Consider the following 23,346-nt stretch of genomic DNA (forward strand, 5'->3'; position numbering starts at 1 on the left):
TGCCGCTGTCCTTGGTCTCGTTCTCGTTGAACATGGTGCTTTCCCTTCCTTTCGTCTCCTGCCCCGGGGCGTGTGGCCCTCAGAACGGCAGGATGTCGGGGAGCAGCTTGGCGAGGATGCCGCTGGCCTGGGCACCGCCGGTGGCGTCGTAACCCTCGGGGCGTCGGCCGCGCTCGATGGGGGCGGACTGCTGGGGCAGCTCGAGCCGGAGCTGTCCGGGTGCGGACCGACGGGGCGGGCCGCTGCCGGAGTCCTGGGTGGTGTGGGTCTCGTCGGACATCACGGTGTCCTTTCCTCGAAGGCTCCGGTCAGGTGGCCACGCCGTAGCTCGAGTAGCACATCTGCCTGGCCGGGCCGGTCATGGTGGCGCAGGGGGATTTGGCTGCCCCGACGCCGGTACGGGGGTCCCCGCCTGCGGCCTCGTGTTCGTCTCGGCGGACCGGACGGGTCTGCAGCGGTGGCATTCCCGGAGGCCGTGGGTATGGGGTGGGATGGGCGTTCATGGGTTTCTCCTCTCGTGATCAGCGGGTCAGTAGGAGCCGAGGAACGTGTGGACCGGGGCGAGGGTGACCGGCAGCTCGTCGCTCACGTCGATGGTGAACTGGTACGAAAGCCGGGACCTGCGCTCGTCCTCCGGGTCGTAGAAGGTCACGGTGACGTCCTGGCAGTCCGAACCGATGCGGCAGTACGGGCTCTTGGTGACGGTGACCGTGTCGAGCGCGTACAGGTTCTTGCTGGATCCGGGCACCTTGCTCGAGGACAGCAGCCCCTGCGCGAGCATGTTGCTGAACGAGTAGGTGTTGGTGCCCATGAAGTTGAGCGCGCGGTCGGCGGAGGTCTGGCCCAGGTTGCGGAACTGGTAGTAGATCTTGTCCAGGAAGGAGCGGATGGTCAGTCTCAGCTCCTCCAGGTTCCGGACCTCGGTCATGTTATTTGTGGCTTCGTCCGTGATCGCCTTGATGACGGCGTCGACGAGCAGGGACTCGTGCCACGTGTACAGGCCTCGGCTCTTGACCTCGACCACCGGCACGATCTGTCCGGAGTAGAGGCGGGTGGTGCGTCCGGTGAGGACACCCGGGATGGACACCCGTGAGATGTAGGCGGCGCGGTCGTCCGGCTGGCGGTCGACGTTGATGGCCTGCCCCGCGATGGCGTCGCGGAACACGCGGTACACGGGCGACACTGGGGCACTGGCCAGCATTGCGACGAGTTCGTCGAAGGGCCTGTCCTTCGCGGCGGCGAGCTCCGTGGCTGGCCTGCGCTCTCTCTGGACGTCTTCCGGGAGGACCAGCGGCTGGCCCCAGTCCATGGCCACCGGGGCCTCGGGCTCCAATGCGTACACCGTGGCTCCGTCCATGACGAGGGTCCAGGTGAGCTTGTCGCAGGCCCAGGGTGCGCCCATGAGGTAGTCGTGGAGCTGGTTCACGTTGTACGGATCGGGCTCCTGCTCGACTTCCTCGCCGTTGACCTCGGTCGTGATGTACGGCATCTGCTGCCGGAAGCCGTCGCGGCGGGCCTCGGTCGGGTAGTCGAAGCCGATGGTGCCGATCGCGTAGACCAACTGGCGTCCCCCCGCCGTACCACCGCCTTCGCCGCCGCAGGTGCATCCGGCCGGGTCGCCGCCGCATCCGCACGCAGGGCGTACGCCGGAGCGTGCTGAGGCGTATGCGGGTGGGAGGGGTGCGGGGGAAGGCGCGGCCACGGGCGGGGGCTGGGTCGGTGCCGGCGCCTGGGCCGGGGCCTGGGCCTGGGCCGGGGCGGGAGCCGGGGCCTGGGCCTGGACTGGAGCCGGGGCCTGGACCGGGGCCGGTGCCGGGGCCTGGGCCGGTGCTGGAGCTTGCTGTGCGGGCGCCTGCTGTACAGGTGCCGCGGGTGTTCCATGTGCCGCCGGGGCGACGGCCTCGTAACCGGCCGGGGCGACCGCGGGCGCGGGCGCCGGCGCCGGCGCCGGCGCCGATGCGGGAGGGGGCGCGGGGGTCTCGTTCGGCGTGGGGTCGGAAGCGGCTGCAGGAGTGGTCACGGCTGTCTCCTCTTTCCTGGTGACGCGGGCGAGCGCCTGGACGGCGTCAAGGCTGCCGCCGAGCCCACGGCGGCAGGCCGGGAGGTCCGGGTCGGCGCAGTCGGGCGCGATGGCCGTCGCGAGCAGCACGTGCCCCGCGGCCTTCGGGTCCGCCGCGCCGCCGCCGGCCAGCTGGGCGGCGACGAGCAGCGCCGCCGTGCCAGCCACGAGCGGGGTGGCGAAGCTGCTTCCGGTGAGGGAGGCGAGGCCGCCGCCGGGGGCGGCGCCCTCGATGTCGTCGCCGGGAGCGAGAATTCCGTGGGTGCGGTAGGCGGCACCCCAGTTGCTGATGTCGAGCGGGCTGCCGTCGGTCGCGGTGGCGCCGACGGCCAGGACGGTGGGATGGGCGGCCGGCACCTGGAGGGTGTCGGCGCCGTCGTTCCCGACGGCGGACACGACCAGGACGCCGTGGTCCTCGCAGAGCCGCAGAGCCCGGTCGAGCAGCGGGTCGGCCTGGCCGTCTGCGGCCCGTTCGCCACCGCTGATGTTGATGACGTGCGCCCCCTCCTCGACCGCCCGCTCGATGGCGCGGGCCAGGTCCAGCTGGGGCACCCGGCCGTCGCCGCCGTCGCGGAAGACCGGCAGGAGCAGTCCCCGGCAGCGCGGGACGAGCCCGGGCAGGGGGCCCTCCGGCACGCCGAAGAGGAGGCTGGCGACATGGGTGCCGTGCAGGGACATTGGCCCCTTCCCGGCGGGTTCCTGCACCACGGTGTCCAGGCGCGTGAGATCCGCGCCGGCGAAGCACGGGTGGGTAAGGTCGACGGGGCCGTCGAGCAGTGCCACGCACACCCGGGGATCGCCGAACGGCCCGCCGGGCCGTGTGCGGAGTTCACCGAGGATCTCCCGAGGCTTCATCCCGACCTGCCTTCCGTATCCGGGGTGTCGGGGCACCGAGGTGGAGGGTCGCGGACGTCATGGGGACGTCGTGTCGGTACAAGCGTCGAACGGCGTCGTTCGCGGGTCGTCACCCGGAACGTCCAAACCGCGTGGCCGGAGCGTTTCCGGTTCGTTGCCAGGAGCACCTCCGCGGCGTTTGGCAGCCGGTCAGGGCGGTGCTCCGGCGGGCTCGGAAAAATGCGGAACTCGTGCGGCCCGCGTCGCAGAGCCCGCGAACCGGGGTGCCGTCCGGGCGAGGCGCGGATGCGTGATCCACCGGCCGGTTGCACAGTGAGGAATGTGTCATCGAACGGCGTATACCTCGAACTGCTAGGTACCTTCGAACTCTCATACGCCGGAAGCCGCATTCCCCTCCCCTCGGGGGCACAACGCCTATTGGCTCTGCTCGCCGTGCACACGGCCGGCGTGTACCGGGGTGCGGCAGCCGAGCTGCTCTGGCCCGACTGCACCCCGAGCAGGGCTTTGGCGAACCTCAGGACCGCGCTGTGCCACGGGCGCCGCGCCGGGCCCGTAACAACGATCGAGTGCGTGGACCGGCGGTTGCAGCTCGCCCCGATCGTAGAGGTCGACCTGCGTCTCGTACGGGAATCGGCCCAGCGCATGGTGACGGACGGCGCGCCTACGCTGGAACGCGAGGAGCTGGTGTCCCGGCTCCGGGACGAACTGCTGCCGCACTGGCCGGACGAGTGGCTGCCCCTGGAGCGGGAGCGCTGGGACCAGCTGCGGCTGCACGCGCTGGAAGGGCTGGCAGAGCAGCTGCGCCGAGAGGGCGAGTACCTGGACGCGTATCAGACGGCGCTGACCGCGACACAGATCGACCCGATACGGGAGACGGCGCAGCGCATCCTCGTCGAGATCCATCTCGCGGAGGGCAACCACGCCTGCGCGGTGAAGCGCTACCAGGAGTACCGGAAGTTGCTGCGCCGTGAGTTGGAAGTCGAGCCGTCGCCGCTGATGACGCGGCTGGTGCAGGACGCGATCTCGGCGTAAAGCTCCCGACGCCGCGGCAAGCGCGCCGCGCTCTCAGTTGAGGAAGCAGGCCAGGAACGCCACGCGCCGGTTGCGCTGCCGGTCCGTCTCGGAGGCGGGGTTGGGCTTCTTCAGCTGGGCAGCGCCGGCGGGCTGGGTGAAGAAGAAGGAACGTGTCAGGCCCGAAATCGTGCCCGGGTCGGGCTGGCCGTCGTCGATGAGGAGCTGGCGGGCCTGCGCAAAGATCCAGTCCCGGGCGCTCTCGGCGCGCTTCGTGCTCGCGTTCAGCTCACTGGCCCGGCGCTGGTCCTGGGTCAGGCCAGGCGTGTCGTCACGGTCGGAGTGGCCGACAACAGTGATCGTGCAGAAGGTTCCAGAGAACTTCTCGGCCTTGGCCACCGCCAGGGCGGCGTTCATGGCGTCGTCCTGCAGGGCCTGGCTGTGTGTCGCCAGGGCGGTGGCGAAGTCGAACTGGCCGGACAGATAGCCGTCGACCTCGGTCGTGTGCTGCGAGGACATGCGGGTCTTCCTCTCGGAGGGCTGACGTAGGCTGCGCCCCCCTGCTACAGCTTCGGCTCCGCCCGTGCTTCGTGCACCTCCGCCGCCACCAGGTCGCCCGCCCGGCCGGTGACGCGGGAACCGGTCACCACCCGCGAGCGGGACCGGGAAGCCGCAGCGACACAGCGACCGCGGGAGGCCAACGAGGGTCATCACTGTGCACAACCGAGACCGGCGTGCGATGAGCGTGCCGCCGAGCCGCGCCGGTGTTGCCCAGCTTGAAGGCGGCGGTGGTGGCGCCGGCGAGGGCGGGGGCGACGCCGATAACGTTGACATGCGCGGTGAGTCTGACGGACGGTCAGACGAGGTCGAGCAGGGTGAGGCGTTCCATCGGCACGTAGTCGAGCAGGGCGGAGTCCCAGTGGGTCGCCCACACGAGCCGTCGCGTGCCACGGCGAGGACCTCAACGTCACCGGTCCCCTGGCAACACGCGGTGACGACGTGGGCGAGTTTCGGCGGCGTCCCGCCGATCCGCCGGAGCGCGGTCCAGACGCCCGTCGCCGTCGTCAGGAACGTGTTGTAGAGCATGCCATCGAGGCCAATGACGAACAGTCGAGGAACGCGGACGAGCGGCTCGTTGCGGCGATCCGGGGCGAGGGCTCCAACAGCACGGCCTGCCGCCGATCTCGCACGTGGTGGTCCCAGAGCGACGCTGTGGTCCATGGGGTGCTGTAGAGCCGGAGCTTTGGATCGCCGTCGCGGCGCCCGATGAACGGGACCTCGATGAGGTCGGGGCCGAGGCTGCACGCCGCGAGGTTGTCATCGCGTGTGCGCGGCGAGAGGGTCGCCGATGGCCAAGGAGTTGCTCCAGTTCCCGGGCCCGACGGAGAAGGACGTACGCGGCACGGAGTCGCTGCCCACCCAGAAGGGCGACGATCTCCAGGCCCTCGAGGAACGCGGCTTCGGGCGCGGCTTCGGGCGGGGCGGTGTCGGCCATGGAGTGGGTGAGCTGATGGAACCAGTGCCACGCCCTTCTCGACTCGCCCACGCAAGGTGGTGCAGGTGCAGGCACACCACCTGAGGGGAAGCTGCACGGCGACCGATGCCGACCGGCCCAGCGCGGGGCCGATCCCGGCCCTTCGAGCTGGCCGCCGTCGACGGCTCGGCGCTCCACCGGTGCTCGCCACACTCCGGGGGCCGGCGAGCGGCCTGGGAGTTACAGCGGGAGCTGTATGCCGAGTTCCTGCATGGCCAGGGAGGGCGGGCCGCCTTCGGAGCGTTCGGTCTTGGAGCCTTTGACACAGGGCTCGACGGTGCGCGGGTCGACGGCTTCGGCGGGCGCGCTCCTGGCATAGAGCCCGTCGGGGTCGCTGTCGCGGTCGTGTGGCAGGACCCAGAACACGCGGCGGCGGAAGGTTCCGGAGGCGCGGGAGGCTTTGGCTGTGTCGCCGAGGATGGCGTATCCGACCATGCGGCCGTCGCGATGGTAGGCGGGTTTGCTCTTGCGGTTGGGCAGCCGGTCCAGGCTCTGACGGACGTAGTCGAGGTCGTCGATGTCTTCCAACCAGACAATTTCGGTTTCGTGCCTGATCTCGTCCGCGCTGATCAGGGAGCTCATGCGGGAACGTCCCTTTCCTCGTCGGTGAGCAGTCCGATGCCGGGGTAGTGCTTGCGCTGGTTGGACAGGATCATCTCCTTGGGCGAGGCCATTCCCAGCAGGTCCCGCGTGCGGGAAGCGAACGCGCGCGATGAGATGGCTGGTGCCCCTTCATTGTGGCACCAGTGGGTGTAGGCCGCGTAGAGCGTGGTCTGCTCGGCGCGCAGGTCGCGGCCCAGGCGGCAGCGTTCCTTGTAGAAGCGGCCGGTGTGGTCTTCGGTTTCGGCGTAGGCGGTGGTGGCGATGCGCACGCGCTCGGGGCCGGTGAGGTCCTTTTCGCCGCCGAGGTAGCGTCGGGCGCCTTCGATGAGCCAGCCGAGGATGCCGGGGCCTTCCTCCATGACGAGGAGGTCGGCCAGGTTGTCGATCTTGCGTTCGTCGGGAACGACGCGCTCGAACGGGATCAGGCGCATGCGGCGCCAGAACGCGAAGCCGCCGGTTCCGACTTCCGGGCGGTGGTTGCCCAGCAGCCAGAGTTTGTGGGTGGGTTCGAAACTGAAGGGGTCCTGCCTCATGCGGCGGGCCTTGATGCGGTCACCGCCGGTGAGGAGTTTGACCCGGGCCTCGTCGAATTTGTCCTCGGGCCTGATCTCCGAGCAGACGTAGACGCGCCGGCCGTGGAGTTCTGCGAGGTCGGTCGGGTGGCCTTCGAACGGTTTGGCCATTAGGAAGCCGGGTGGGGCTGCGTCCGCGTAGTCGCCGAGCAGCTTCATGGAGACGTCCAGGAGGACGGACTTGCCGTTCTTGCCGGTGCCGAAGAGGAAGGGCAGGACCTGGCCTCCGACGTCTCCGGTGATCGAGTACCCGAGGAGCAGCTGCAGGTAGTCGATCATTTCCTGGCCTTCGGCGTCGTCGCCGAAGGTGTCGGTGAGGAAGCGGTTCCAGCGGGGGGTGGGCATGTGCCGGGGGCCGACGGTGGTGGAGCGGGAGTGGAAGTCCTTGCTCGGGTCAGGGGCGGTCACCAGGCCGGTGCGCAGGTCGACGATCCCTTGAGGCGTGCACAGGGCGTAGGGGTCGGCGTCCAAGCGGTCGGGTTTCAGTGACATGCCGGGAGCGGACCTGGCCTGGGCGAGCATGGCGTTGATGCCGGCGGTCGACATGGCGCGGCTGCGGTGTTTGTGCAGGGCTGTGGTGGTGAACAGGCCCCGGGGATCGTGGGAGGCGATGTTCTCGGCGAGGTCGCCGGCAGCCCACTGCACGCTGTCGTCCTCGTCCAGTTGCCAGCGGGTGGTGTCCCACCGGTACCAGCCGATTTTGGGTACGTGCCGGTAGTCGTTGGCGTAGAGCTTGACGAACAGCTTGGCGTTGCCGCGGTCGGTCAGGGTGTCCGGCAGCAGGCCGTTGGCGGTTGCTTCGCCGACAGGGCGTTCAGCAGTGCCCTGTGCAGGGACGGGGACCGGCACGGCTGCGGCCTGGTCCCGGATCTGGGCGGCCACAGCTTCGGCGTCGAACTCGAAGAGCGGCACGTTACCGGGGGACGTCACGAGTGCCTCCCCGTGGCGTGGAGCGGCTTGTTCAGGCCTGCAGCGAGTCCGCTGCGGATGATCTGGTCGATGCGCTGCTCCTGGCCCGGGCGGGCCGCGGCCGCGGTGTCCTTGAGGGCCTGCTCGGCTTCCTGCTGCGGGAGGCGACCGGCCGCGACGAGGCCGCCGAGAGTGTAGGCGGCGCGGTTGAGGACGTCGGAGAAGCCGGCGCCTTCGGCGACCTGGCCGCAGGCCTCGACCGGCGCGAGGAGCCTGGCGAGGAGCCGCTCGGTACGCCCGCGGCCGCCACCGGCAGCGAGAACGGCCTGCTGGGCGCGGGGCGGGACCGGCCGGGGGGCGGGAACGGTGGGAGCGGGCAGGTGCCCAGTGCGGTCAAGTTCCTGGCTGAGCCACAGCGGAAGGGCGGCGGGCTCGAGCACGTCGTCGACGGGGGTGTAGGTGCCGTGGTGGGTGGTGGTGCCGGGAGCGACGATGTAGCTCCCGTGGGCGCGGATGTCGACTTGCCAGGCCAGGGCGCGGCCCCGGCTGGAGCCAGCTGAGGACAGCCACTGGCGCTTGTCGGTGGACCGGTACCACACGTGCAGTCCTCCGGAGGGAGTACGCACGCGAAGGGTGGCCGTGTCGTCGGCGGGACTCGGCTGGCCCCGGAGGGCTGCGAGCACGGCCAGGGTGTGGAAGCCGTTGGCGAGGCCGGTGAGATCGACCTCGTTGCTGATGGGGATACCAGGCAAGATCCGGTCTCGTGCAGGGGGTTCACAGGCGTGCGCGTCGATGTCGATGACCACCAGGCCGGCCGGGCCGCAGGACACACCAATGCCGTACTCGGGGTGCTGTCCCCACCACTGCTGGATGCGACTCTGGTCGAGCGTGGCTGCGTGGAAGCTGTGGCACCAGCGGCCCGCTCGAGGGCAGGGGCAGTCTGCCGGTGCATGGGTGCTGTCCCGGCAGGGGCGGCAGTTCGCAGCTGGCTTCTTGAGGCCCGGGGCAAGGGGGTGGACAGGCCAGCCTCGGCGGGCACACCACTGCGCTGTGGCGAGGGACGAAGCGACTGAAGGCCCACGCGGGGCCGGTTCTGTTGAGTCGCTGTGGGAAAGATGCAGCTCAGCAGGCATCTGCTATCCCCTATCAGCGACCGAAGCGACTCAACGACGGACACAGACTAGCGAACTGGGCCGGTGTGGTCGTGGAACACATGCAGAACGTCGGTAACGCCGTGTTGATGACGCGGACAGGCGGACAGCCTGCCAGCGACTGGGAGAGGACCCAGCTACCGAGGGGCGGTTCAGTCGCTGCCCAGAAGCTTCCGCAAAACGCCAGGTCAGAAGAACGAGAAAGCCAGAACAGCGACTGAAGCGACTGAAGCCCTCTGCTTATAACGCACACGCACACCCCTTGAGGAGCTCGTATATAGCGAGTCCGGGTCGCTTCAGTCGCTGCCGCTGTGAGCGCGACGAGCTGACCTGCGAGTTCATCGTCGTTGATCGGCAGCGACTGAAGTCTTTCTGGGTCGCTGGCCGTTCAGTCGTTGGCCAGTGGCCCGCGCAGCGACCCGAGCGACCAAAGCGACCGGGCCCGGGGAACTCTCAACGTTTCCCGGCTGGCAGAGGAGCTTTCCCCTCTCAGGTTGTTGAGGAATCGTCTCGCCGAAGCGACCGAAGCGACTGAAGCCCCGGGTCCGCTGTGCATAGGTGAGGCGTAGTACTCGATCAAGTCCTAGCGGCGCCGGGCCCACTCGTCCAGGTCCACGGTGTGCACGGGGCACAGGCACGCGCGCCAGGCCGCGCCGGACCGGGAGTCCTGTGCGGGGCCTTCGCGGAGCACGGTGGCCTTGAAGGGGCACTCCAACAGGGTGCGGCCCCCTCCGAGGTCGCGGTGGCCGGAGAGCTCCTGGACGATGGACGGCACTGCGGTCCTTCGCTGGTCAGACCTCGATGTACGCCACGACAACGACGGTGCGCAGCGCGGTGACGAAGTACAGGACCCGGACGGCTTCGACTTCGTCGGTGTACTGGCGCAGCTGGGGGCCGGCGGTGTCGCCGGGGATCGGCTCGCCGGCGTCCGGGTCGACGGAAATGACGACTAGGTGTTGCTGGCCATGACGTTGGTGACGCACCACGTCGATGTTGACCTTCAAGTTGGTTGAAGCTCAATGATGGTGGGGTGCCAAGTTCCGAGCTGATGCCCATCGGGGTCTTCGCGCAGCGCAGTGGCCTGACCTCCAGCGCGTTGCGGTTCTACGCCGACTCCGGGCTGCTGCCCCCTGCCGACGTAGACCCGGTCACGGGCTACCGCTACTACACCGCCGCCCAGCTGGAGCGGGCGACCACACTGCGCCAGCTCCGCGAGATCGCCATGCCCCTTGCTGCGGTCGAGGCGGTCCTTGCCGCCGGGGCGGACGAGGCGGCACGGCTGCTCGACGACTATGTCGCCAAGATCGAAGGGGATGCGGCGGCGGCGCGGCGGAAGGCGGCGGTCATCAAGTCCGCGCTCGGCGGCAACGTGCCTGGTCTGCTGATTGCCACGCTGAAGGGTCCCGTGCTGGCGGATGCGGTCGAGCAGGTTCTGACTGCGACCGCGTACGAGCTGGGGATGGCGGTGCTCGCCGGCCTGCACATCGAGGCGAGTGACGAGGCGATCGTCCTGACGGCGACCGACCGGTACCGGCTCTCCACTCGGACCCTGGTGCCGGCGCGGTCGGCGGAGCAGACCTGGGCCGGCACGGTCGACGGCGACGACCTCCGGGCTGCGGTAGCCGACGTCCGGCGCAGTGCGTTGATTCGCATCGAAGCGGTGCCGCACGGGATCTGGCTGCGCATGCCCGAGCGGGAGGACCGGCACTGCCGGACGCTGCCTGTGGAGTTCCCCGACCACCGTCTGATGCTTGAGTCCCTGGACGATGTCACTACCCGCGTGACGATCTCGAAGGACCTGCTGCTGCGGGTTCTGGAAGAGCACCCCAACGAACACGTCGTACTGCACATCACCGATCACAGCGTGAACGTCCGGTCCCCGAACGACGAACACCCCGGAATCCCGCTCTCCGCCACGGTGACGGGCGAGGCCCGCCAGATCCGGTTCGAGATGACCACGCTCTATCCCGCCGTGAGCACGGCGATTGGCCCCGACGTGATGCTCGACCTTAGGGGACACAACCAGCCCGTCACGATCCGCTCCGCCGACCGCGGCGACCTCACCACCCTGGCCATGCCCATCAAGCTCGACCACTCAGCCTGAGAACGACGACGAGGAACCTCATGACCACCACACCTGCCAGCCCCGATCCGACCATGGAAGCCATCGGCCAAGCCGTCGTCGAAGGTCGAACGGGCGACATCCTGTCCGCCCGCCACAAACTCCTGAACCTGTGGTCGGAGATCGGCGTTACCGGGGACCCGCTGCACCGTTGCTCACTCGCCCACTATCTGGCGGACCTCTACGAAGATCCCGCCCAGGCCCTCGCCTGGGACGTCCGGGCCCTGGACGCTGCCGACGCCGTGACCGAACAGCGTGCCCAGGAGCACCACGCCAGTCTCCACATCGCCGGGTTCTACCCATCCCTCCACCTCAACCTGGCCGACAACTACCGCCGCCTCGGATCCTTCAACGCGGCCACCGAGCACATCAACGCAGCCCAGGAGCACGCCCACCACCTCCCCCAGGATGCATACGGTGCCTCCCTGCGCACCGCCCTCGACGAGGTGGCAGAGGCCATCTCCCAGCGGGACATCACCAAGCGGCCCTCCGCACCCGGTCCCACAGCGTGACGCATCGGAACGCGCCCCTCACCGTCGAGGGGCGCCGTCGGCTGATCGAGCGTTGCCGGACGAGGCCGATTGCGCATGTCGCGGCCGAGATGGGGATCTCCCGGGCGTGTGCATCAAAGTGGGTCAATCGATATCGCAGCCACGGCGAACTCGGGCTGGAGGACCGCTCTTCTACGCCGCACTACCAGCCGACCGCGACGCCGTCCGAGGTCCTCGTCCTCATCGAACAGCTGCGCCGGACCCACAAGTGGTCCGCGTCCCGGATCGCTTTCGAGCTGGCTCTGGCCGGTACGTCAATCAGCCGACGGACCGTCAGCAGACACCTTGCTGAGCTCGGCATCAACCGACGCCGGTTCATCGACCCGAACGGTGAGGTCAACCGACAACCGCGGAAGATCCAAGCTCGACGGCCAGGCCACATGGTCCACGTCGATGTGAAGAAGGTAGGTCGTATCCCTGACGGTGGCGGCTGGCGCGCACACGGACGCGGCAGCGACCAGGCCAAAACCGTCAACCGGAGAAGGAAGCCCGGCCGTGGCGGCTACGTTTACCTGCACTCGGCCATAGACGGGTACAGCCGACTCGCCTACACCGAAGCACTGCCTGACGAGAAGGCCACCACCGCGATCGCCTTTCTCCACCGTGCGCGCGCCTGGCTGGCCGCACACGGGATCGCACGCATCGAACGGATCGTGACAGACAACGGTGCCTGCTACCGCGCCGAGAGCTTCACCCGGGCACTCCTCGGCGCCAGGCACTAGCGCATCGCGCCCTACACCCCACGTCACAACGGCAAAGTCGAGCGATACAACCGCATCCTGGCGGAAGAGTTCCTCTACGCCCGGACGTGGACGTCAGAAGCCCAACGCTCCTACCTTCTGGGCCGCTGGATCATCCACTACAACTACCACCGACCGCACACCGCGCTCGGGAACCAGCCACCCGCAGCACGACTACCGGACGGCGTCACCAACGTCATGGCCGCCTACAACTAGGGCGCGGTCCAGGGCGTGGATCTCCGCCTCGCTGGTGATGTTCTCCAGCTGCTTGGCGGCGGAGTCGGAGAAGGCTATCCGGGCGCGGTGCGGGGCCATCAGGCGACGGCCGGGCGCTGCGCGGCGAGCCGGGCGAGGTGGGCCTCGCGCAGCTCCTCCCACGGCGTGCAGTCCTCCTCCGATGGCAGACCGTTCTCCGCGATGTCCTCCAGGACGGCGGCGAACTGGTCGGCGTTGGCGCGGGTCTTGGCCGCGTACGCGCGCAACCCGTCGGCGGCCGCGGGCTCCAGCTGCTGCCGGGCTTGATCGGTGGGTGCCGGCTGTTCGCTCATCGGGGGCTCCAGAGGGCAGAACTGGCGTCTCCCCCAACGGTATCGGCCGCCCCGGGTGCTGGGGACCACTCCTGACGAACCGATCTGAGTGAGTCCAGGACCGTCTCGGGTCCAGGGCTCGCGTGCTGTTCGGGCGCGGCTGGCTACAGGTCGAACTCGATGTGCTCGATGTCTGTGAAGCGGACCTCCTCCAGCTGGCCGGCGCGGCGGCCGCCGTCCTGGAAGTACATCTCCCTGAGGCCTTCGGCCGCGATCTGCTGCAGCTGCTGGTCGCTGGCGCCGGCCTGCTGGGCGTCGAAGAGGCGGGCGGCGTACTGCGGCGGGAGCGCGACGGTCAGATGCCGGAGCCGGGCGTCGTCGGTGGAGCCAACCGGCGCGGTGTAGCCGATCCGGGTGCGGGTGTCGATGATGATGCCGCCGGTGGTCGCCGCCCGCTCCTTGGCGCGGGCGCGGATCTGCGGCTGCCACCGCTTCTTCACCTCGCGTTCCAGGCGCGCGGCGAGGTCCGGGCGGGGCTTTTTGATCTGGTTCTTCACGTACCGTTCGACGGTGCGCTGGGAGATGCGCAGCATCTGGGCTACCGGCTTGGTGCCCTTGAGTTGCTTGACCAGGTACCGCATCTGCGCGCCCGCGCTTTTGGGCGCCGGGCGGGTGAACGACTTCTGCACCGCGGCCTCCAGGCCGTCCCCGAACAGGCTCATCGTCGCCCTTTCCTACTCTCCGTTGTCGACGTCGGTGACGGTGCCGTCCTTGATGTACCGGGTGAGGTTGAGCTCCGGGGCGTTGAACCGCTCGCGGACCTCTTCGCCGCACAGGACGTTCTGGGTGCCCTCGTGCTTGAACAGGCCCGGGTTGATGCCGGGCCTGAAGCCGCCGGGCAGCGGCTTGCCGTCCCGGTAGGGCAGGAAGTCCAGCGGCCGGTGCCGTCGGCCGCATACACAACGCAGTCGGAAAGGACCGCGACCGACGAGTTGAATCCTAAGCGGGCCAGAACTGGAGGACGTGTTCCTCTACCTCGTGGGCAGCGATGAGGAGGCGGCCCTTCCAGTGGTAGGGAGGCTCGAGGCCAGGCCTGTTGAACAGGTCATCCGGCGGCGGGTCCTGGAACATGTCGTCGGGGTCGGTTCCCGTCGTGAAACTGGCCGGGGTGTCGGTGGCGGTGCAGGTGAAGGTCTCGGTGTGCCTCCACTCCCCCGGCAGCGGCACGGGCTCCTGGTCGTAGACGAGGAAGCTGATCTTGACCGGCTCCCACTCGCTCGACCCGGCGGTGATGGTCAGGCAGCTGTTGCTGTCGGTGGCCGTGATGCGGGTGTCGGAGGTCATGGAGGGCAGGGCGATGCCCTCGGGTTCTCCCATGTCCACGACATAGAAGGCGTGGTTCAGTGTGGCCATTCCGGTGTATTCGTTCACCGGCCGGATCTGGGGCATGGGCGTTGCTTTCTCTGTCACGGGGTCAGGCCCCTCGCGCCGCGGGGCGCGAGGGGCCTGCCGGTGCCGGGGTGGCGGTGCTACTGGCCAGCCTGCACGTAGAACTTGTCTCCAGGCAGGAGGTGGTAGCGGCCGAAGAAGGTCCGCAGGATGCCGCCCTGCTGGCGGTTCTCCTTCAGCGGCACCCACTTGATGGACCGGTTGGGCGGGTTGTAAGTGTTGCCGCCCTGCGTGGTCTCAGCAAACGGGTACTCGTCACAGGAGGGCTTGGTGCCGTCGTCGTTGGGGTCGACGGTCCACCAGATGTCGCCCGGCTTGGGTTTGACGCTGGGGCCGCAGACCTCCTTGCGGTTCTCGTCTGCCTTGGCCTTGGTGGCCCGGGTGAGGGCAACAGTGGAGCCGGGTCGGCCGATGTGGAGTCCGGCGCGCTGGACCTTGCGGATGTTGTCGCCGATCCCAGGCAGGTTCGCCATGTCGGACAGCTTGGTCCAGTCCTTCTCGACCGAGATGCGGGTGGGGTAGACGCAGCCGGCGCCGTACTGGCGGTCCTCGTCGTCGCAGCGGTAGGTGGAGCCGACGTAGGCGGTTTCACCGCTGCTGTAGCCGGGCTTCTTGAAGCCGAACTCGTAGCGGGTGTGGCTGGAGCGCGGATGGCCCTTGCTGACCGTGAAGGTGTGGCTGGCCGATCCGGTGTGGGCCGAGCCGTTCAGCGTGAACGGGGAAGCGAGGCCGCCGCCGGCGCGGACCTGGCAGCCGGAGCCGCAGGACGGGGTGAAGGTGGTGACGATGCCTTTGGCGTTCCCGGTGATGGTGGCCTTGCTGACGGTGATCTTCTCGGACCACTTGACGCTCTTGAGGTTGAGATGGATCTCGTGCCACACGGTGAACTTGGCGGTTCCGACCTTGCGGCCGTTCTTTTTCACGTCGACTTGGACGGGCGCGTGGTAGCAGTCCATGGTGCGATTGACTGCAGTGGTCATGGGGTTGGGCTGCTTGCAGTACCCGGCCGGCTCGCCCGCACGCGGCGTGACCGCCTGGGCCTTGAAGTTGTTGGCAGTGAAGTCGGACGTCGCCCGGCTCGCAGTGACGGTGATCTCGTTGCTACCGCTGGCCCCGCTCAAGGGAGCGGAAGCTGCGATGGTGCCAGCGGCTGCGATGGTCAGGGTCGCTGCCGTAGCAATCAGCTTGCTGCTGGTCGATCTCAAGTTGTACCCCCGGTGTTGGTCATCAGCAGCAGGGGTAACACGCTCAACTCACGCCTCCCCCAGCCGCGTTGACTTCATGCAAGCACAGCAAGCGCATACATAGCATCCTAATTTGATCTTTTTTGACCATGAGTGAACGGTGCTCGCGTGCTGGCAGCCACCATCCGCAGGCGGCGCGCCGCCCTGGTTGATCAGCTCGGGTGCCGCGGCTCCCTGTCGGCCGCCAGTGTGCGCGGACGCCAGATCGTGGCGGTCCGAGCGTGCAAGTACGGACAGATCAGCTCGCCGTTTTAAGGTGCCGTCATGAGGGTGGACGACGACCGCGTGATAACTCCTCGGCTGCGACTGAGTGGCGTTGTATGGCGAGGGGCTCTCTTCGGCCTGGTGGGCACGGTTCCGCTCGCAGTGACGGCCTTGTGCATCGCCGACCACCACGACCGACAAGAGTTCCTCTCCATCGTCAGCGGTATCGGCCTCTTCGGCGCATGTTCGTTCGTGGTCGGTGCTGGATTCTGGTGGACCAGTGGGGGCGACATTCGACGCTGGCGGGACTGGCGCACCATCACCGGACAGACCGCCGCGGTGACCGTCGTAGGCCCCCTCTTTATGCGTCTGGGGATGCTTCTGGTCGTTCTTGGGGTTGCCGCACTTGGCCTGTCCCACCTCGTGGATGCCGCGCCCTACGGCAGCTGGTTGCACGGCCACTAGCCGAGAAGGCGGCCGAGTTCAGAGACCGCCTAGAGATGACGGGCCGCCAGCTTGCCCTCGCCGACGAACGGTCGTCGACCGGTAGGGCGTCCGCCGTAGGAAAACTCGCACCACAACCGTACTGAGGAATCTAATCAGACGTTCGATCCGTCGGGATGCTCGGAGTAAATGGTGTGCTCGGTGCAACCTGGGTTGTTCAGTGTCGGAGACCGCAAAGGGGAGCTACGGCCATGAAGGCGATCGTTCAGGATACGTACGGGTCGGAGGATCCCCTGGACCTGCGTGACATCGACCGCCCCGTGCCGGGCGATGACGAGGTGCTCGTCGAGGTACGTACCGCCGGTGTGGGGCCCGAAGTGTGGCACCTGATGACAGGCAAGCCGTACGTGGCCCGGGTCGCGGGTCCGGTTCGTCGGGCCGGGGCATGGCAGTGAGCAGGGATTGCTCACTACGGTGTAGCGATCTTGATGCGTCTGGCGAGCTACGCATCGTTCCGCGGACTGCCGCTACAAGGGACTCGCCTTGGGCGAGCTACGTCTGACGCTCCAACATCGTGTCCTATGCGGCGAGGGCGGAGGAGTCGCTAGATGGCGACTTCGTAGTGTCCGCTGTCAGTCCGAGGGGCAGACGGGTTCGTCTGATTTGTCGGGGAGGTAGGCCGTGCGCTCTCCCGGAGTGAGCTCGCGGTTGAAGGTACGACAGATCTGCTTGATTGCCTGGGTTGGTCTGAGGGAGGAGTTGACGTCCCACAGTCGCACTGTCCCGTCGAACCTGGCGGTGGCGAGGGTGCGGCCGTCGGGGCTGAAAGCCAGCGAGTACGAATCCCGCGCGGGGTCGGTAAGGCTGGTGCGTGCCTTGCCGGTGTCCGTGTCCCACAAGTAAATGGTTCCGTCATCCCCGGCGGTGGCGAGGGTGCGGCCGTCAGGACTGAAGTCCACCGCGTTCACCGATCCGGTCTGGGCGGTCAGAGTGTGGAGTTCCTTGCCGGTGGTTGCAGTCCACAGGCGTACGGTCTTGTTGGCGCTGGCGGTGGCGAGGGTGCGGCCGTCGGGGCTGAACGCCACCTCGTACACCGCGTTGTCGTCTCCTTTGAAGGTGGTGCGTTCCTTGCCGGTGGATGGGTTCCAGAGGTAAATGGTTCCGTCGTCCCCGGCGGTGGCGAGGGTGCGGCCGTCGGGGCTGAAGTCCACCGCGTTCACCGCGTCGTCGTCTCCTTCGAAGGTGGTGCGTTCCTTGCCGGTGGATGCATCCCACAAGTGTGCGTTGCCGTTACTTCCGATGGTGGCGAGGGTGCGGCCGTCGGGACTGAAGTCGACCCGCCACACCGCGTTGTCGTGTTCTATGGGCGTGGTGCGTTCCTTGCCGGTGGCCGTGTTCCACAGCCGGATGGTTTTGTCATCGCTGCCGGTGGCGAGGGTGCGGCCGTCGGGACTGAAGGCCACCGAATTCACCTCGTTATCGTGTCCGGTGAGTGTGGTGCGAGTCTTGCCGGTGGCCGTATTCCACAGTCGGACGGTTTTGTCGGCGCTGGCGGTGGCGAGGGTGTGGCCGTCGGGGCTGAACGCCACCTCGTACACCGACTTGCCGTGTCCGGTGAGCGAAGTGCGTTCCTTGCCGGTCGCCGCGTTCCACAGACGTACCGTCTTGTCGCGGCCGGCGGTGGCGAGAGTACGGCTGTCCGGGCTGAAGGCCATTGAGAGAACCACTCCTGAGTGTCCGGAGAGGGCGGCTCTAGGCGTTCTAGCGGCTGCGTCCCACAGTTGTACGCCGCCTACGTAACTCGACGTGGCGATGGTCTTGCCGTCCCGGCTGAAACCCACCAAGGGCCCTGAGTCTTCGAGTGTGGTGCGTTTCTTGCCGGTGGCTGCGTCTCTCAGAAAAGCGTCGTAGTCGTCGGCGGTGGCGAGGGTGCGGCCGTCGGGGCTGAACGCCACCGACGTCACCGGCTCCGGGTGCTCTTTGAGTGTGGTGCGGGTTTTGCCGGTGGCTGTGTCCCACAGGCGGACGGTTTTGTCGGCGCTGCCGGTGGCGAGTGTGCGGCCGTCGGGGCTGAACGCCACCGCGTTCACCGCCTTATTATGTCCGGTGAGCTGGGTGCGTTCGTTGCCGGTGGCCGTGTCCCACAAACGTACGGTCGCATCAAGACCGCCGGTGGCGAGGGTGCGGCCGTCGGGGCTGAACGCCACCGACGTCACCGGCTCCGGGTGCTCTTTGAGTGTGGTGCGGGTTTTGCCGGTGGCTGTGTCCCACAGGCGGACGGTTTTGTCGGCGCTGCCGGTGGCGAGTGTGCGGCCGTCGGGGCTGAACGCCACCGACGTCACCGGCTCCGGGTGCTCTTTGAGTGTGGTGCGGGTTTTGCCGGTGGCTGTGTCCCACAGGCGGACGGTTTTGTCGGCGCTGCCGGTGGCGAGAGTGCGGCCGTCGGGGCTGAACGCCACTGCCCGCACCTCGCCGGTGTGCCCGGACAGGCGACGATGCGTCGGCAAGGCCGCGGCCCTGTTCAGACTGGCAAGTGCTTGGGGCGTGTGGCTGGTGCGATACGCCTTGACGGCCAGCAGTGCGGCGAGTTCCGGGTTCGTTTCGAGGAGTTCGCCGGACTGGGCGGCTAGCTGTCGGGACAGGTCCGCTTGTCGTGCGGCAATGACCGTCCGCCACTGCCAGAGCGCGCCTCCCGCCGCCACGAGCGCGAGGATCAGCAGACCGCCGAGAATCACGTTCAGCTGTCTGCTGCGGCGGATGCCGGCCCTGTGGCGTTGCTTGCTGGCGGCAACGAAGGATGTGATCTCGGCTGGCAGGCGGCGCCGCCGTGCCCATTCGAGGCCCTCGGCGAGTGCTGTCCCACCCAGCAGGTCTTCCGGATCCTTGGCGGTGGCCCAGTGGGCCTGCCGCTCGCGAGCGTGGTCGAGCCATTCCTGGAAGCGGTGGTCCTGATCAACCCACTGACGGAGCGCGCCCCAGTCGCGGATGAGCGCCTCGTGGATCAGTTCGGCCACCGGTTCCCCAGGATGAGCGCTGGGGCGTTGCGAAGTCTGAAGGGTTTGGGTGGTGATGATGCGATGACGAGTGAGGGTGGCGATGACGTCGTCGACCGCCGTCCTCTCACCGTCGGGGGCCTCGCCCGGGCCGGCCGCCAACTCGCGCAACTCGTCCAGGGGGACCTGGGTGCGGACGGCGGTGATGTTGTGGCTGGGGTCAGAGGGGTGTACCAGGGACGTCAAGGCCCGCTGTGCGATGGCTCGTTGCTCGGGGGCCAGTTCGCTCAGTGCGCTGTCGCACCAGGTGGTCACGCTTCCGCTGACCCCTCCGATGCGGCGGTACGCCTCGTGGGTGAGGTAGCCGTCCTGCCGCCTCAGCCACAGCTGGCTGAGCGTCATCTCCAGCAGGGGCAACACCGTCACGGGCGCCTGGCGGGTGGTCGTCGCCTCGGGCGTGGTGGCCAGGACGTCGGTGATGATCTGCTCGGGCAGCCCCGGCTGGAAGCGCAGCCCCACGTCCAAGGCGGGCAGGGTGATGATGTCGTGCAGGTCCTGCTGGCTCAAAGTGCCCGGCACATTGAGCAGTCCGGGCATCGCGGCCTCTAGCAGTCCTGGCTCTTTAGCGGCAAGCTGGGGGTAGAAGTCGTCGCGCATCACCAGGATCACACCGAGCGGGGTGGGGGAGCCGACCGCTATGACGATCTGGTCGGCGACGGCCGATTTCAGGCGTTGGCGGCCGCTGCCCGGCTGGGTGAAGAACTCCTCGAACTGGTCGATGACCAGCAGGATGCGCTCACAAGCGGACTCGGCCGCGAGCCTGCGACGCACCGCCGCCTCGATCCCCTCCTCACCAGCCCCGGGCAGCCCGGCACGCTCGAGCTCGGCGAGCATGTCCTTCCCGGGCCGGGTGAGCACGGGCAGCCACCGGTCACTGCCCGGCACTTCCCCCGCCGCCAGCGCGCGCAGCACTCCCGCCTGGATCAACGACGACTTGCCCGACCCCGACGGCCCCAGCAGAAGCGTCAGCCGCCGCTGCTGGGCGAGGTTCGCCACGACCTGCCGTACCGCGTCCCTACGTCCCTGGAACCACCGGGCATGCTCGGCGGTGAACGGCTCCAGCCCTCGGTACGGACACACCTCCCGCTCGGCCAGCTCCGGCCAGATCCCCCGCAGCACCTGCGCCGGTGTGACGTAGGCGATGCCTTGACCCCGCTCGTACGCGTCCGGGGCGGTGATCTCGGTGAGCATGCCGATGACCAGGCCGGTCACCTCATCCAGGACAGGCCCGCCACTGAAACCCGTGGTGAGGTCGTTGGCGGCGGTCAGCTGCAGATGCGCACCCCGGCCGTCCGGGCGCGGCAGCAGATCGCCGGCCACACCGAAACCGAAGTGCCCCTGCGGCGGCGCCTGGGAGGGAAACCCGAACGAGCGCACTTGATGGCCCCGGCACCCCTCCGCTGACCCCAACGGCACAATCCGCATCCCCGCCGACATGCTCCTCAGCCGGATGAAGGCCACGTCCTCGTCCTCGGCGCCGCGCCACAGCTCACCCAGCACGTGCCCCTCAACTTGCTCGGCACCCTCCACATGAGGGAAGGCCAGCACAACCGTCTGCCCAGGCCTGGCCGAGGCCGCCGTCACGACGTGAGCGCAGGTGACCACAACTGCCTCGGCCACCAAAAACCCCGCCCCGGCCACCACACCGTCCGGCCCCAGGACCTGGGCCACGGCAGCCAGCAGATCCGCTGCCATGCCGCCGCCGGGCTTGCTCTCTCCGCTGGCCATCGAGATTAGCCCGTACCCCCGCCCGTGGGCGGGTGATCAGCGACGCCGCTCTGCCATGACATGGTCACCTTCAAATGGCAGCCGGCCTGGCTCTTAGTGATCACGGCCCCGGCCTCGAATGCGAGATCGACACCGAACTCGACGGTGATCCCGTCGGGGTAGGCCTTGCGCAGCTGGTCGAGGGTGGCGCGTGCGGCCTCGGTGACCGGCTCCAGCGCCGCTTGCAGGGTCCCCGGCAACTCACGCACGGCATCACCGGCACGGCCGGCCTTAACCGGCCCGTCCCCCATGGCCGGCTGCTCGACCAAAAGAAAACCCCCACCCTCCAGCGGAATCCGAGTCAGAGGTGCCACAACGACAACGCCTCCTCCGCCTCCCACGCGCACCTTCCGGACGCCACTAGCATCCGCAAGATCCGCCTTACGCCGCATCCCGAGGCGATCCAAATGGGGATGAAGTCTTCGTGGGGAGATTCGAGCGGTCGCATTGCCCGGAGTAACCAGGGGGTCACGTGAGGTGGAAAGACGCGTTCGGCGACGCGATGAAGAAACTGGCTGCGATACGGCAACAACTCCAACGTCTCGACGACCCGACAGTCGGGTTGACGCACTGCACGGCGAGGTCACCAGAGCCGCCTGAAGATCCTCGAACTCATCCAAGGGGGCGTCACCGGGCTGCGTGAGGAGAACCGGGAGGTGCACCGACGCCAGGACCGGATGATCAGCGATCTGAACGAGACGCGGGGCGACCTTCGAGAACTGCTGGACCTTGCCGACGTCCTTCGCCCCCTCGCGCTGGCAAAGTCCGGGGATGACGCACAGATGCCCCCCTCAAACCGGCCCAGGCCATCAAGCACATCTGCCGCACCTTCAACCGCGAGCTCACCCCGGGAGAGCGCACGGCCTACCTCCCCGACAAATCAGACGAACCCGTCTGCCCCTCGGACTGACAGCGGACGTTCCCGAGGTCGCCGCTAGAGCCCGTTCACTGGACCCTTTCCGCCTGCTCTCGCGCAGGCCGAGGCCAGTGACGTGGAAGGTTTGGGACTCGGCCTGCACCGTGACCGGTCCGCAGCACAGTAAGAGGTCATCTCGTTTGGGGCTGCCATTTCTTGCCCGTGCTGTTGACGCATCACATACCGCGGTCTGGGCCGTACCAGGGCTCGGGATGTTCGTCGGCGGTCATCGGAAGGTGTTCGAGCTTTACGGGGCCCGGGTAGAAGGCGCAGCTGTTGGGGCCGCCCATGTTCTCGCCGATCAGATAGCGGTACAGCCACTCGGCGAAGCTTATGCGGTATTCCGACCAGCCGATCTCCCCGTCCTCGACCATTAGCCGCGGGGTGGCAGATCCAGGGAGGAGGCCCCGTATCGGCGTCGGCCCCCGCCCTGAGGCCGTACCGGGGCGGCTGGCACCACCCGCTGGAACAAGCACGTCTCGAAGACGGCTACCCGATCTTCACGAGCCCTGTGGCTCCGGGACAGCAGAAAGGTGAACGAGCACGCCCTGGAGCAGCGCGTTGACGTACGTGCTGGGCGGGAGATCGTGCATGTCAATGCGGCTCGGATGGACGCTGACTGCCGGTGCAAAACGTCATCGGCGCCGTAGCGGAAGTCGGCGAGAGCTTCTTGACTACGCCTTGTCGGTCCTTTCCCACGACACGTTGGCGACCACGCCTTGGAACGTGCGCTCCCCGAAGGCCGGCGGCACATGGTCGAGGATCGCGCGCAGCAGCATCTGGCAGGCGTAGGGGTGCTGGTCGGCGTAGTTGGAGTTGAGCTCGCGGACCAGGGCGAGCAGCTTGCCCACCCGCAAGACAGCGTCCTTGTCCTCCAGGTCCGTTATCAGCGCCTCATCGACGTACGGGCCTGGAGTGGGCTGCGGCACCGACGCCGGTTCGGGGAGGGCGGGCGTCGGGAGCGTCGCCCCGGCCTGAGCGGTGATGAGTCGTGCGGTGGTACGGACGTACTCCATAAGCGTCTTGGCCTCCCGGTACTGGCGGATCTCCCGGTGCAGCTCACGCCACCACTTGCCTTCCGCCGTCGTGCCGCTGGATCCGCCCCACGTTGCCGACTCCAGCGCCAGGATGCCGGGGAGCCTGCCCGTGAAGCCCTTGGGTAGCCCAGGGAGCTCCCGCTCGATGTCCGCCATGGTGAAACGCGGCTTGGAGGCTTCCTGAGTGGAGACCGGTGCGCAGCTCAACCCTGGTTGGACCTGTTGGGGGCGAACGCCACAGCATGCCGTGTGGTGCTGGCGGGTGAAGAGGTATGGAAGCCGGGAGAGCCGGCCAACCACGTGACCGTCTGCTGGAACGTCAGCGACAAACTATCCGACGCCGCAGAGGCGCAGGGCAGCGACGGCCGCGCAGATCACGTGTGCGGTGCCGCCGACGCCCTGGAGCAATGGCTGGCCGACGCCCTGAGCCTTGTCATGCGCCGCAAGTATCTTGCGGCGCATGACAATGGTTGACTATCTTGTACCGCATGACAAAGGGGCTGCCCGCTACCGGTGACCAGCGTCGTAGTCAGCTGCTGCGCGGAGTGCTCGATCTGTGCCTGCTGTCGCTGATCGCCGAACGGCCGCGTTACGGCTT

The 23,346-nt window shown here is 68.1% G+C and carries 24 protein-coding genes and 2 pseudogenes; 8 read left to right on the forward strand and 18 right to left on the reverse strand.

Annotated features, from left to right (window positions below):
* Nucleotides 1-79 precede the first annotated feature (79 nt).
* Complete coding sequence (locus tag ABFX81_RS41305; protein WP_086855580.1) at nucleotides 80-280, reverse strand: hypothetical protein; 201 nt, start codon at nucleotides 278-280, stop codon at nucleotides 80-82.
* A 249-nt stretch (nucleotides 281-529) separates the two neighbouring features.
* Nucleotides 530-2,914, reverse strand: a complete 2,385-nt coding sequence (locus ABFX81_RS41310) for a cyanobactin maturation protease PatG family protein (RefSeq protein ID WP_346139650.1) — start codon at nucleotides 2,912-2,914, stop codon at nucleotides 530-532.
* Between the two features lie 417 nt (nucleotides 2,915-3,331).
* On the opposite strand from ABFX81_RS41310, the gene ABFX81_RS41315 reads away from it, so the two are divergent.
* Entirely contained in the window at nucleotides 3,332-3,946 is a 615-nt protein-coding gene (locus ABFX81_RS41315) for an AfsR/SARP family transcriptional regulator (RefSeq protein WP_346139651.1), read from the forward strand.
* Between the two features lie 33 nt (nucleotides 3,947-3,979).
* On the opposite strand, the gene ABFX81_RS41320 is transcribed toward ABFX81_RS41315, so the two are convergent.
* Complete coding sequence (locus ABFX81_RS41320; RefSeq protein WP_086855116.1) at nucleotides 3,980-4,444, reverse strand: OmpA family protein; 465 nt, start codon at nucleotides 4,442-4,444, stop codon at nucleotides 3,980-3,982.
* An 829-nt stretch (nucleotides 4,445-5,273) separates the two neighbouring features.
* Between ABFX81_RS41320 and ABFX81_RS41325 the strand changes: the two genes are divergently transcribed.
* The gene (locus ABFX81_RS41325; RefSeq protein WP_346139652.1) at nucleotides 5,274-5,504 is read left to right on the forward strand and encodes a hypothetical protein; all 231 of its coding nucleotides are present in this window, start codon (nucleotides 5,274-5,276) and stop codon (nucleotides 5,502-5,504) included.
* Nucleotides 5,505-5,639: 135 nt separating this feature from the next.
* On the opposite strand, the gene ABFX81_RS41330 is transcribed toward ABFX81_RS41325, so the two are convergent.
* The 5 genes from ABFX81_RS41330 to ABFX81_RS41350 all read right to left on the reverse strand — a co-directional run bounded on the left by ABFX81_RS41330 (nucleotide 5,640) and on the right by ABFX81_RS41350 (nucleotide 9,698).
* Entirely contained in the window at nucleotides 5,640-6,041 is a 402-nt protein-coding gene (locus ABFX81_RS41330; protein ID WP_086855115.1) for a DUF6009 family protein, read from the reverse strand.
* Nucleotides 6,038-7,564 carry a phage/plasmid primase, P4 family gene (locus ABFX81_RS41335; protein WP_086855114.1) on the reverse strand — a complete coding sequence of 509 codons (1,527 nt, stop codon included), beginning with the start codon at nucleotides 7,562-7,564 and terminating at the stop codon, nucleotides 6,038-6,040. Before ABFX81_RS41335 ends, ABFX81_RS41330 begins: the two co-directional genes overlap by 4 nt.
* Nucleotides 7,561-8,676: a bifunctional DNA primase/polymerase gene (locus tag ABFX81_RS41340; protein WP_346139653.1), complete on the reverse strand. Its 1,116-nt coding sequence runs from the start codon at nucleotides 8,674-8,676 to the stop codon at nucleotides 7,561-7,563. The genes ABFX81_RS41335 and ABFX81_RS41340 overlap by 4 nt, the downstream gene beginning before the upstream one ends.
* Before the next feature lie 601 nt (nucleotides 8,677-9,277).
* Entirely contained in the window at nucleotides 9,278-9,469 is a 192-nt protein-coding gene (locus tag ABFX81_RS41345; protein WP_086854674.1) for a hypothetical protein, read from the reverse strand.
* Between the two features lie 16 nt (nucleotides 9,470-9,485).
* A complete protein-coding gene (locus tag ABFX81_RS41350; RefSeq protein ID WP_086854673.1) occupies nucleotides 9,486-9,698 on the reverse strand; it encodes a hypothetical protein in 213 nt (70 codons plus the stop codon).
* Between the two features lie 26 nt (nucleotides 9,699-9,724).
* Here ABFX81_RS41350 and ABFX81_RS41355 point away from each other — a divergent pair, with 26 nt between their 5' ends.
* From ABFX81_RS41355 to ABFX81_RS41365, 3 genes and pseudogenes are all read left to right on the forward strand, one after another.
* Nucleotides 9,725-10,798: a DNA polymerase III subunit beta family protein gene (locus ABFX81_RS41355; RefSeq protein ID WP_086854672.1), complete on the forward strand. Its 1,074-nt coding sequence runs from the start codon at nucleotides 9,725-9,727 to the stop codon at nucleotides 10,796-10,798.
* Between the two features lie 20 nt (nucleotides 10,799-10,818).
* A complete protein-coding gene (locus ABFX81_RS41360; RefSeq protein WP_086854671.1) occupies nucleotides 10,819-11,328 on the forward strand; it encodes a hypothetical protein in 510 nt (169 codons plus the stop codon).
* Nucleotides 11,325-12,323: pseudogene (locus tag ABFX81_RS41365) on the forward strand (IS481 family transposase). The gene ABFX81_RS41360 and the pseudogene ABFX81_RS41365 overlap by 4 nt, the downstream one beginning before the upstream one ends.
* Here ABFX81_RS41365 and ABFX81_RS41370 read toward each other — a convergent pair.
* The 6 genes and pseudogenes from ABFX81_RS41370 to ABFX81_RS41395 form a co-directional block, all read right to left on the reverse strand.
* Nucleotides 12,282-12,422, reverse strand: a complete 141-nt coding sequence (locus ABFX81_RS41370) for a hypothetical protein (protein ID WP_346139658.1) — start codon at nucleotides 12,420-12,422, stop codon at nucleotides 12,282-12,284. The pseudogene ABFX81_RS41365 and the gene ABFX81_RS41370 sit on opposite strands and share 42 nt — an antisense overlap.
* On the reverse strand, nucleotides 12,422-12,655 hold the full coding sequence (locus tag ABFX81_RS41375) for a hypothetical protein (RefSeq protein WP_086854670.1): 234 nt from the start codon (nucleotides 12,653-12,655) through the stop codon (nucleotides 12,422-12,424). The genes ABFX81_RS41370 and ABFX81_RS41375 overlap by 1 nt, the downstream gene beginning before the upstream one ends.
* Before the next feature lie 143 nt (nucleotides 12,656-12,798).
* A complete protein-coding gene (gene tpg, locus ABFX81_RS41380) occupies nucleotides 12,799-13,356 on the reverse strand; it encodes a telomere-protecting terminal protein Tpg (RefSeq protein WP_086854669.1) in 558 nt (185 codons plus the stop codon).
* A 12-nt stretch (nucleotides 13,357-13,368) separates the two neighbouring features.
* A pseudogene (locus tag ABFX81_RS41385) lies at nucleotides 13,369-13,619 on the reverse strand (telomere-associated protein Tap); the annotation flags it as partial.
* 14 nt (nucleotides 13,620-13,633) lie between these two features.
* Complete coding sequence (locus ABFX81_RS41390; protein ID WP_346139654.1) at nucleotides 13,634-14,104, reverse strand: hypothetical protein; 471 nt, start codon at nucleotides 14,102-14,104, stop codon at nucleotides 13,634-13,636.
* Between the two features lie 59 nt (nucleotides 14,105-14,163).
* Entirely contained in the window at nucleotides 14,164-15,288 is a 1,125-nt protein-coding gene (locus tag ABFX81_RS41395; RefSeq protein ID WP_346139655.1) for a NucA/NucB deoxyribonuclease domain-containing protein, read from the reverse strand.
* 303 nt (nucleotides 15,289-15,591) lie between these two features.
* On the opposite strand from ABFX81_RS41395, the gene ABFX81_RS41400 reads away from it, so the two are divergent.
* Nucleotides 15,592-15,996 (forward strand): DUF6336 family protein, encoded by a 405-nt coding sequence (locus tag ABFX81_RS41400; protein ID WP_086854666.1) that lies wholly within the window; start codon nucleotides 15,592-15,594, stop codon nucleotides 15,994-15,996.
* A 230-nt stretch (nucleotides 15,997-16,226) separates the two neighbouring features.
* The gene (locus tag ABFX81_RS41405; RefSeq protein ID WP_086854665.1) at nucleotides 16,227-16,430 is read left to right on the forward strand and encodes a hypothetical protein; all 204 of its coding nucleotides are present in this window, start codon (nucleotides 16,227-16,229) and stop codon (nucleotides 16,428-16,430) included.
* Nucleotides 16,431-16,607: 177 nt separating this feature from the next.
* Here ABFX81_RS41405 and ABFX81_RS41410 read toward each other — a convergent pair whose 3' ends face one another.
* The 4 genes from ABFX81_RS41410 to ABFX81_RS41425 form a co-directional block, all read right to left on the reverse strand.
* Nucleotides 16,608-20,756, reverse strand: coding sequence for an nSTAND1 domain-containing NTPase (locus tag ABFX81_RS41410; RefSeq protein WP_346139656.1), 4,149 nt, complete (start codon nucleotides 20,754-20,756; stop codon nucleotides 16,608-16,610).
* Between the two features lie 5 nt (nucleotides 20,757-20,761).
* A complete protein-coding gene (locus tag ABFX81_RS41415) occupies nucleotides 20,762-21,109 on the reverse strand; it encodes a CU044_2847 family protein (protein ID WP_086854663.1) in 348 nt (115 codons plus the stop codon).
* 778 nt (nucleotides 21,110-21,887) lie between these two features.
* Complete coding sequence (locus tag ABFX81_RS41420) at nucleotides 21,888-22,085, reverse strand: hypothetical protein (RefSeq protein WP_086854662.1); 198 nt, start codon at nucleotides 22,083-22,085, stop codon at nucleotides 21,888-21,890.
* Nucleotides 22,086-22,385: 300 nt separating this feature from the next.
* Nucleotides 22,386-22,904 carry a hypothetical protein gene (locus tag ABFX81_RS41425; protein ID WP_086854661.1) on the reverse strand — a complete coding sequence of 173 codons (519 nt, stop codon included), beginning with the start codon at nucleotides 22,902-22,904 and terminating at the stop codon, nucleotides 22,386-22,388.
* Between the two features lie 93 nt (nucleotides 22,905-22,997).
* Here ABFX81_RS41425 and ABFX81_RS41430 point away from each other — a divergent pair, with 93 nt between their 5' ends.
* A complete protein-coding gene (locus tag ABFX81_RS41430) occupies nucleotides 22,998-23,222 on the forward strand; it encodes a hypothetical protein (RefSeq protein ID WP_346139657.1) in 225 nt (74 codons plus the stop codon).
* The last annotated feature ends 124 nt before the right edge of the window (nucleotides 23,223-23,346 follow it).

It is taken from the genome of Streptomyces coeruleofuscus (assembly GCF_039532725.1).
Classification (GTDB): Bacteria; Actinomycetota; Actinomycetes; order Streptomycetales; family Streptomycetaceae; genus Streptomyces; species Streptomyces coeruleofuscus.

What these genes read in the sequence shown, in the direction of transcription:
- ABFX81_RS41370 (WP_346139658.1), bottom strand. Translation starts at nt 12,422, where the DNA reads ATGGCCCCGCACCGCGCCCGGATAGCCTTCTCCGACTCCGCCGCCAAG.
- ABFX81_RS41360 (WP_086854671.1), top strand. Translation starts at nt 10,819, where the DNA reads ATGACCACCACACCTGCCAGCCCCGATCCGACCATGGAAGCCATCGGC.
- ABFX81_RS41420 (WP_086854662.1), bottom strand. Translation starts at nt 22,085, where the DNA reads ATGGTCGAGGACGGGGAGATCGGCTGGTCGGAATACCGCATAAGCTTC.
- ABFX81_RS41405 (WP_086854665.1), top strand. Translation starts at nt 16,227, where the DNA reads ATGAAGGCGATCGTTCAGGATACGTACGGGTCGGAGGATCCCCTGGAC.
- ABFX81_RS41340 (WP_346139653.1), bottom strand. Translation starts at nt 8,676, where the DNA reads ATGCCTGCTGAGCTGCATCTTTCCCACAGCGACTCAACAGAACCGGCC.
- ABFX81_RS41325 (WP_346139652.1), top strand. Translation starts at nt 5,274, where the DNA reads ATGGCCAAGGAGTTGCTCCAGTTCCCGGGCCCGACGGAGAAGGACGTA.
- ABFX81_RS41330 (WP_086855115.1), bottom strand. Translation starts at nt 6,041, where the DNA reads ATGAGCTCCCTGATCAGCGCGGACGAGATCAGGCACGAAACCGAAATT.
- tpg (WP_086854669.1), bottom strand. Translation starts at nt 13,356, where the DNA reads ATGAGCCTGTTCGGGGACGGCCTGGAGGCCGCGGTGCAGAAGTCGTTC.
- ABFX81_RS41375 (WP_086854670.1), bottom strand. Translation starts at nt 12,655, where the DNA reads ATGAGCGAACAGCCGGCACCCACCGATCAAGCCCGGCAGCAGCTGGAG.
- ABFX81_RS41320 (WP_086855116.1), bottom strand. Translation starts at nt 4,444, where the DNA reads ATGTCCTCGCAGCACACGACCGAGGTCGACGGCTATCTGTCCGGCCAG.
- ABFX81_RS41310 (WP_346139650.1), bottom strand. Translation starts at nt 2,914, where the DNA reads ATGAAGCCTCGGGAGATCCTCGGTGAACTCCGCACACGGCCCGGCGGG.
- ABFX81_RS41305 (WP_086855580.1), bottom strand. Translation starts at nt 280, where the DNA reads ATGTCCGACGAGACCCACACCACCCAGGACTCCGGCAGCGGCCCGCCC.
- ABFX81_RS41410 (WP_346139656.1), bottom strand. Translation starts at nt 20,756, where the DNA reads ATGGCCAGCGGAGAGAGCAAGCCCGGCGGCGGCATGGCAGCGGATCTG.
- ABFX81_RS41425 (WP_086854661.1), bottom strand. Translation starts at nt 22,904, where the DNA reads ATGGCGGACATCGAGCGGGAGCTCCCTGGGCTACCCAAGGGCTTCACG.
- ABFX81_RS41400 (WP_086854666.1), top strand. Translation starts at nt 15,592, where the DNA reads ATGAGGGTGGACGACGACCGCGTGATAACTCCTCGGCTGCGACTGAGT.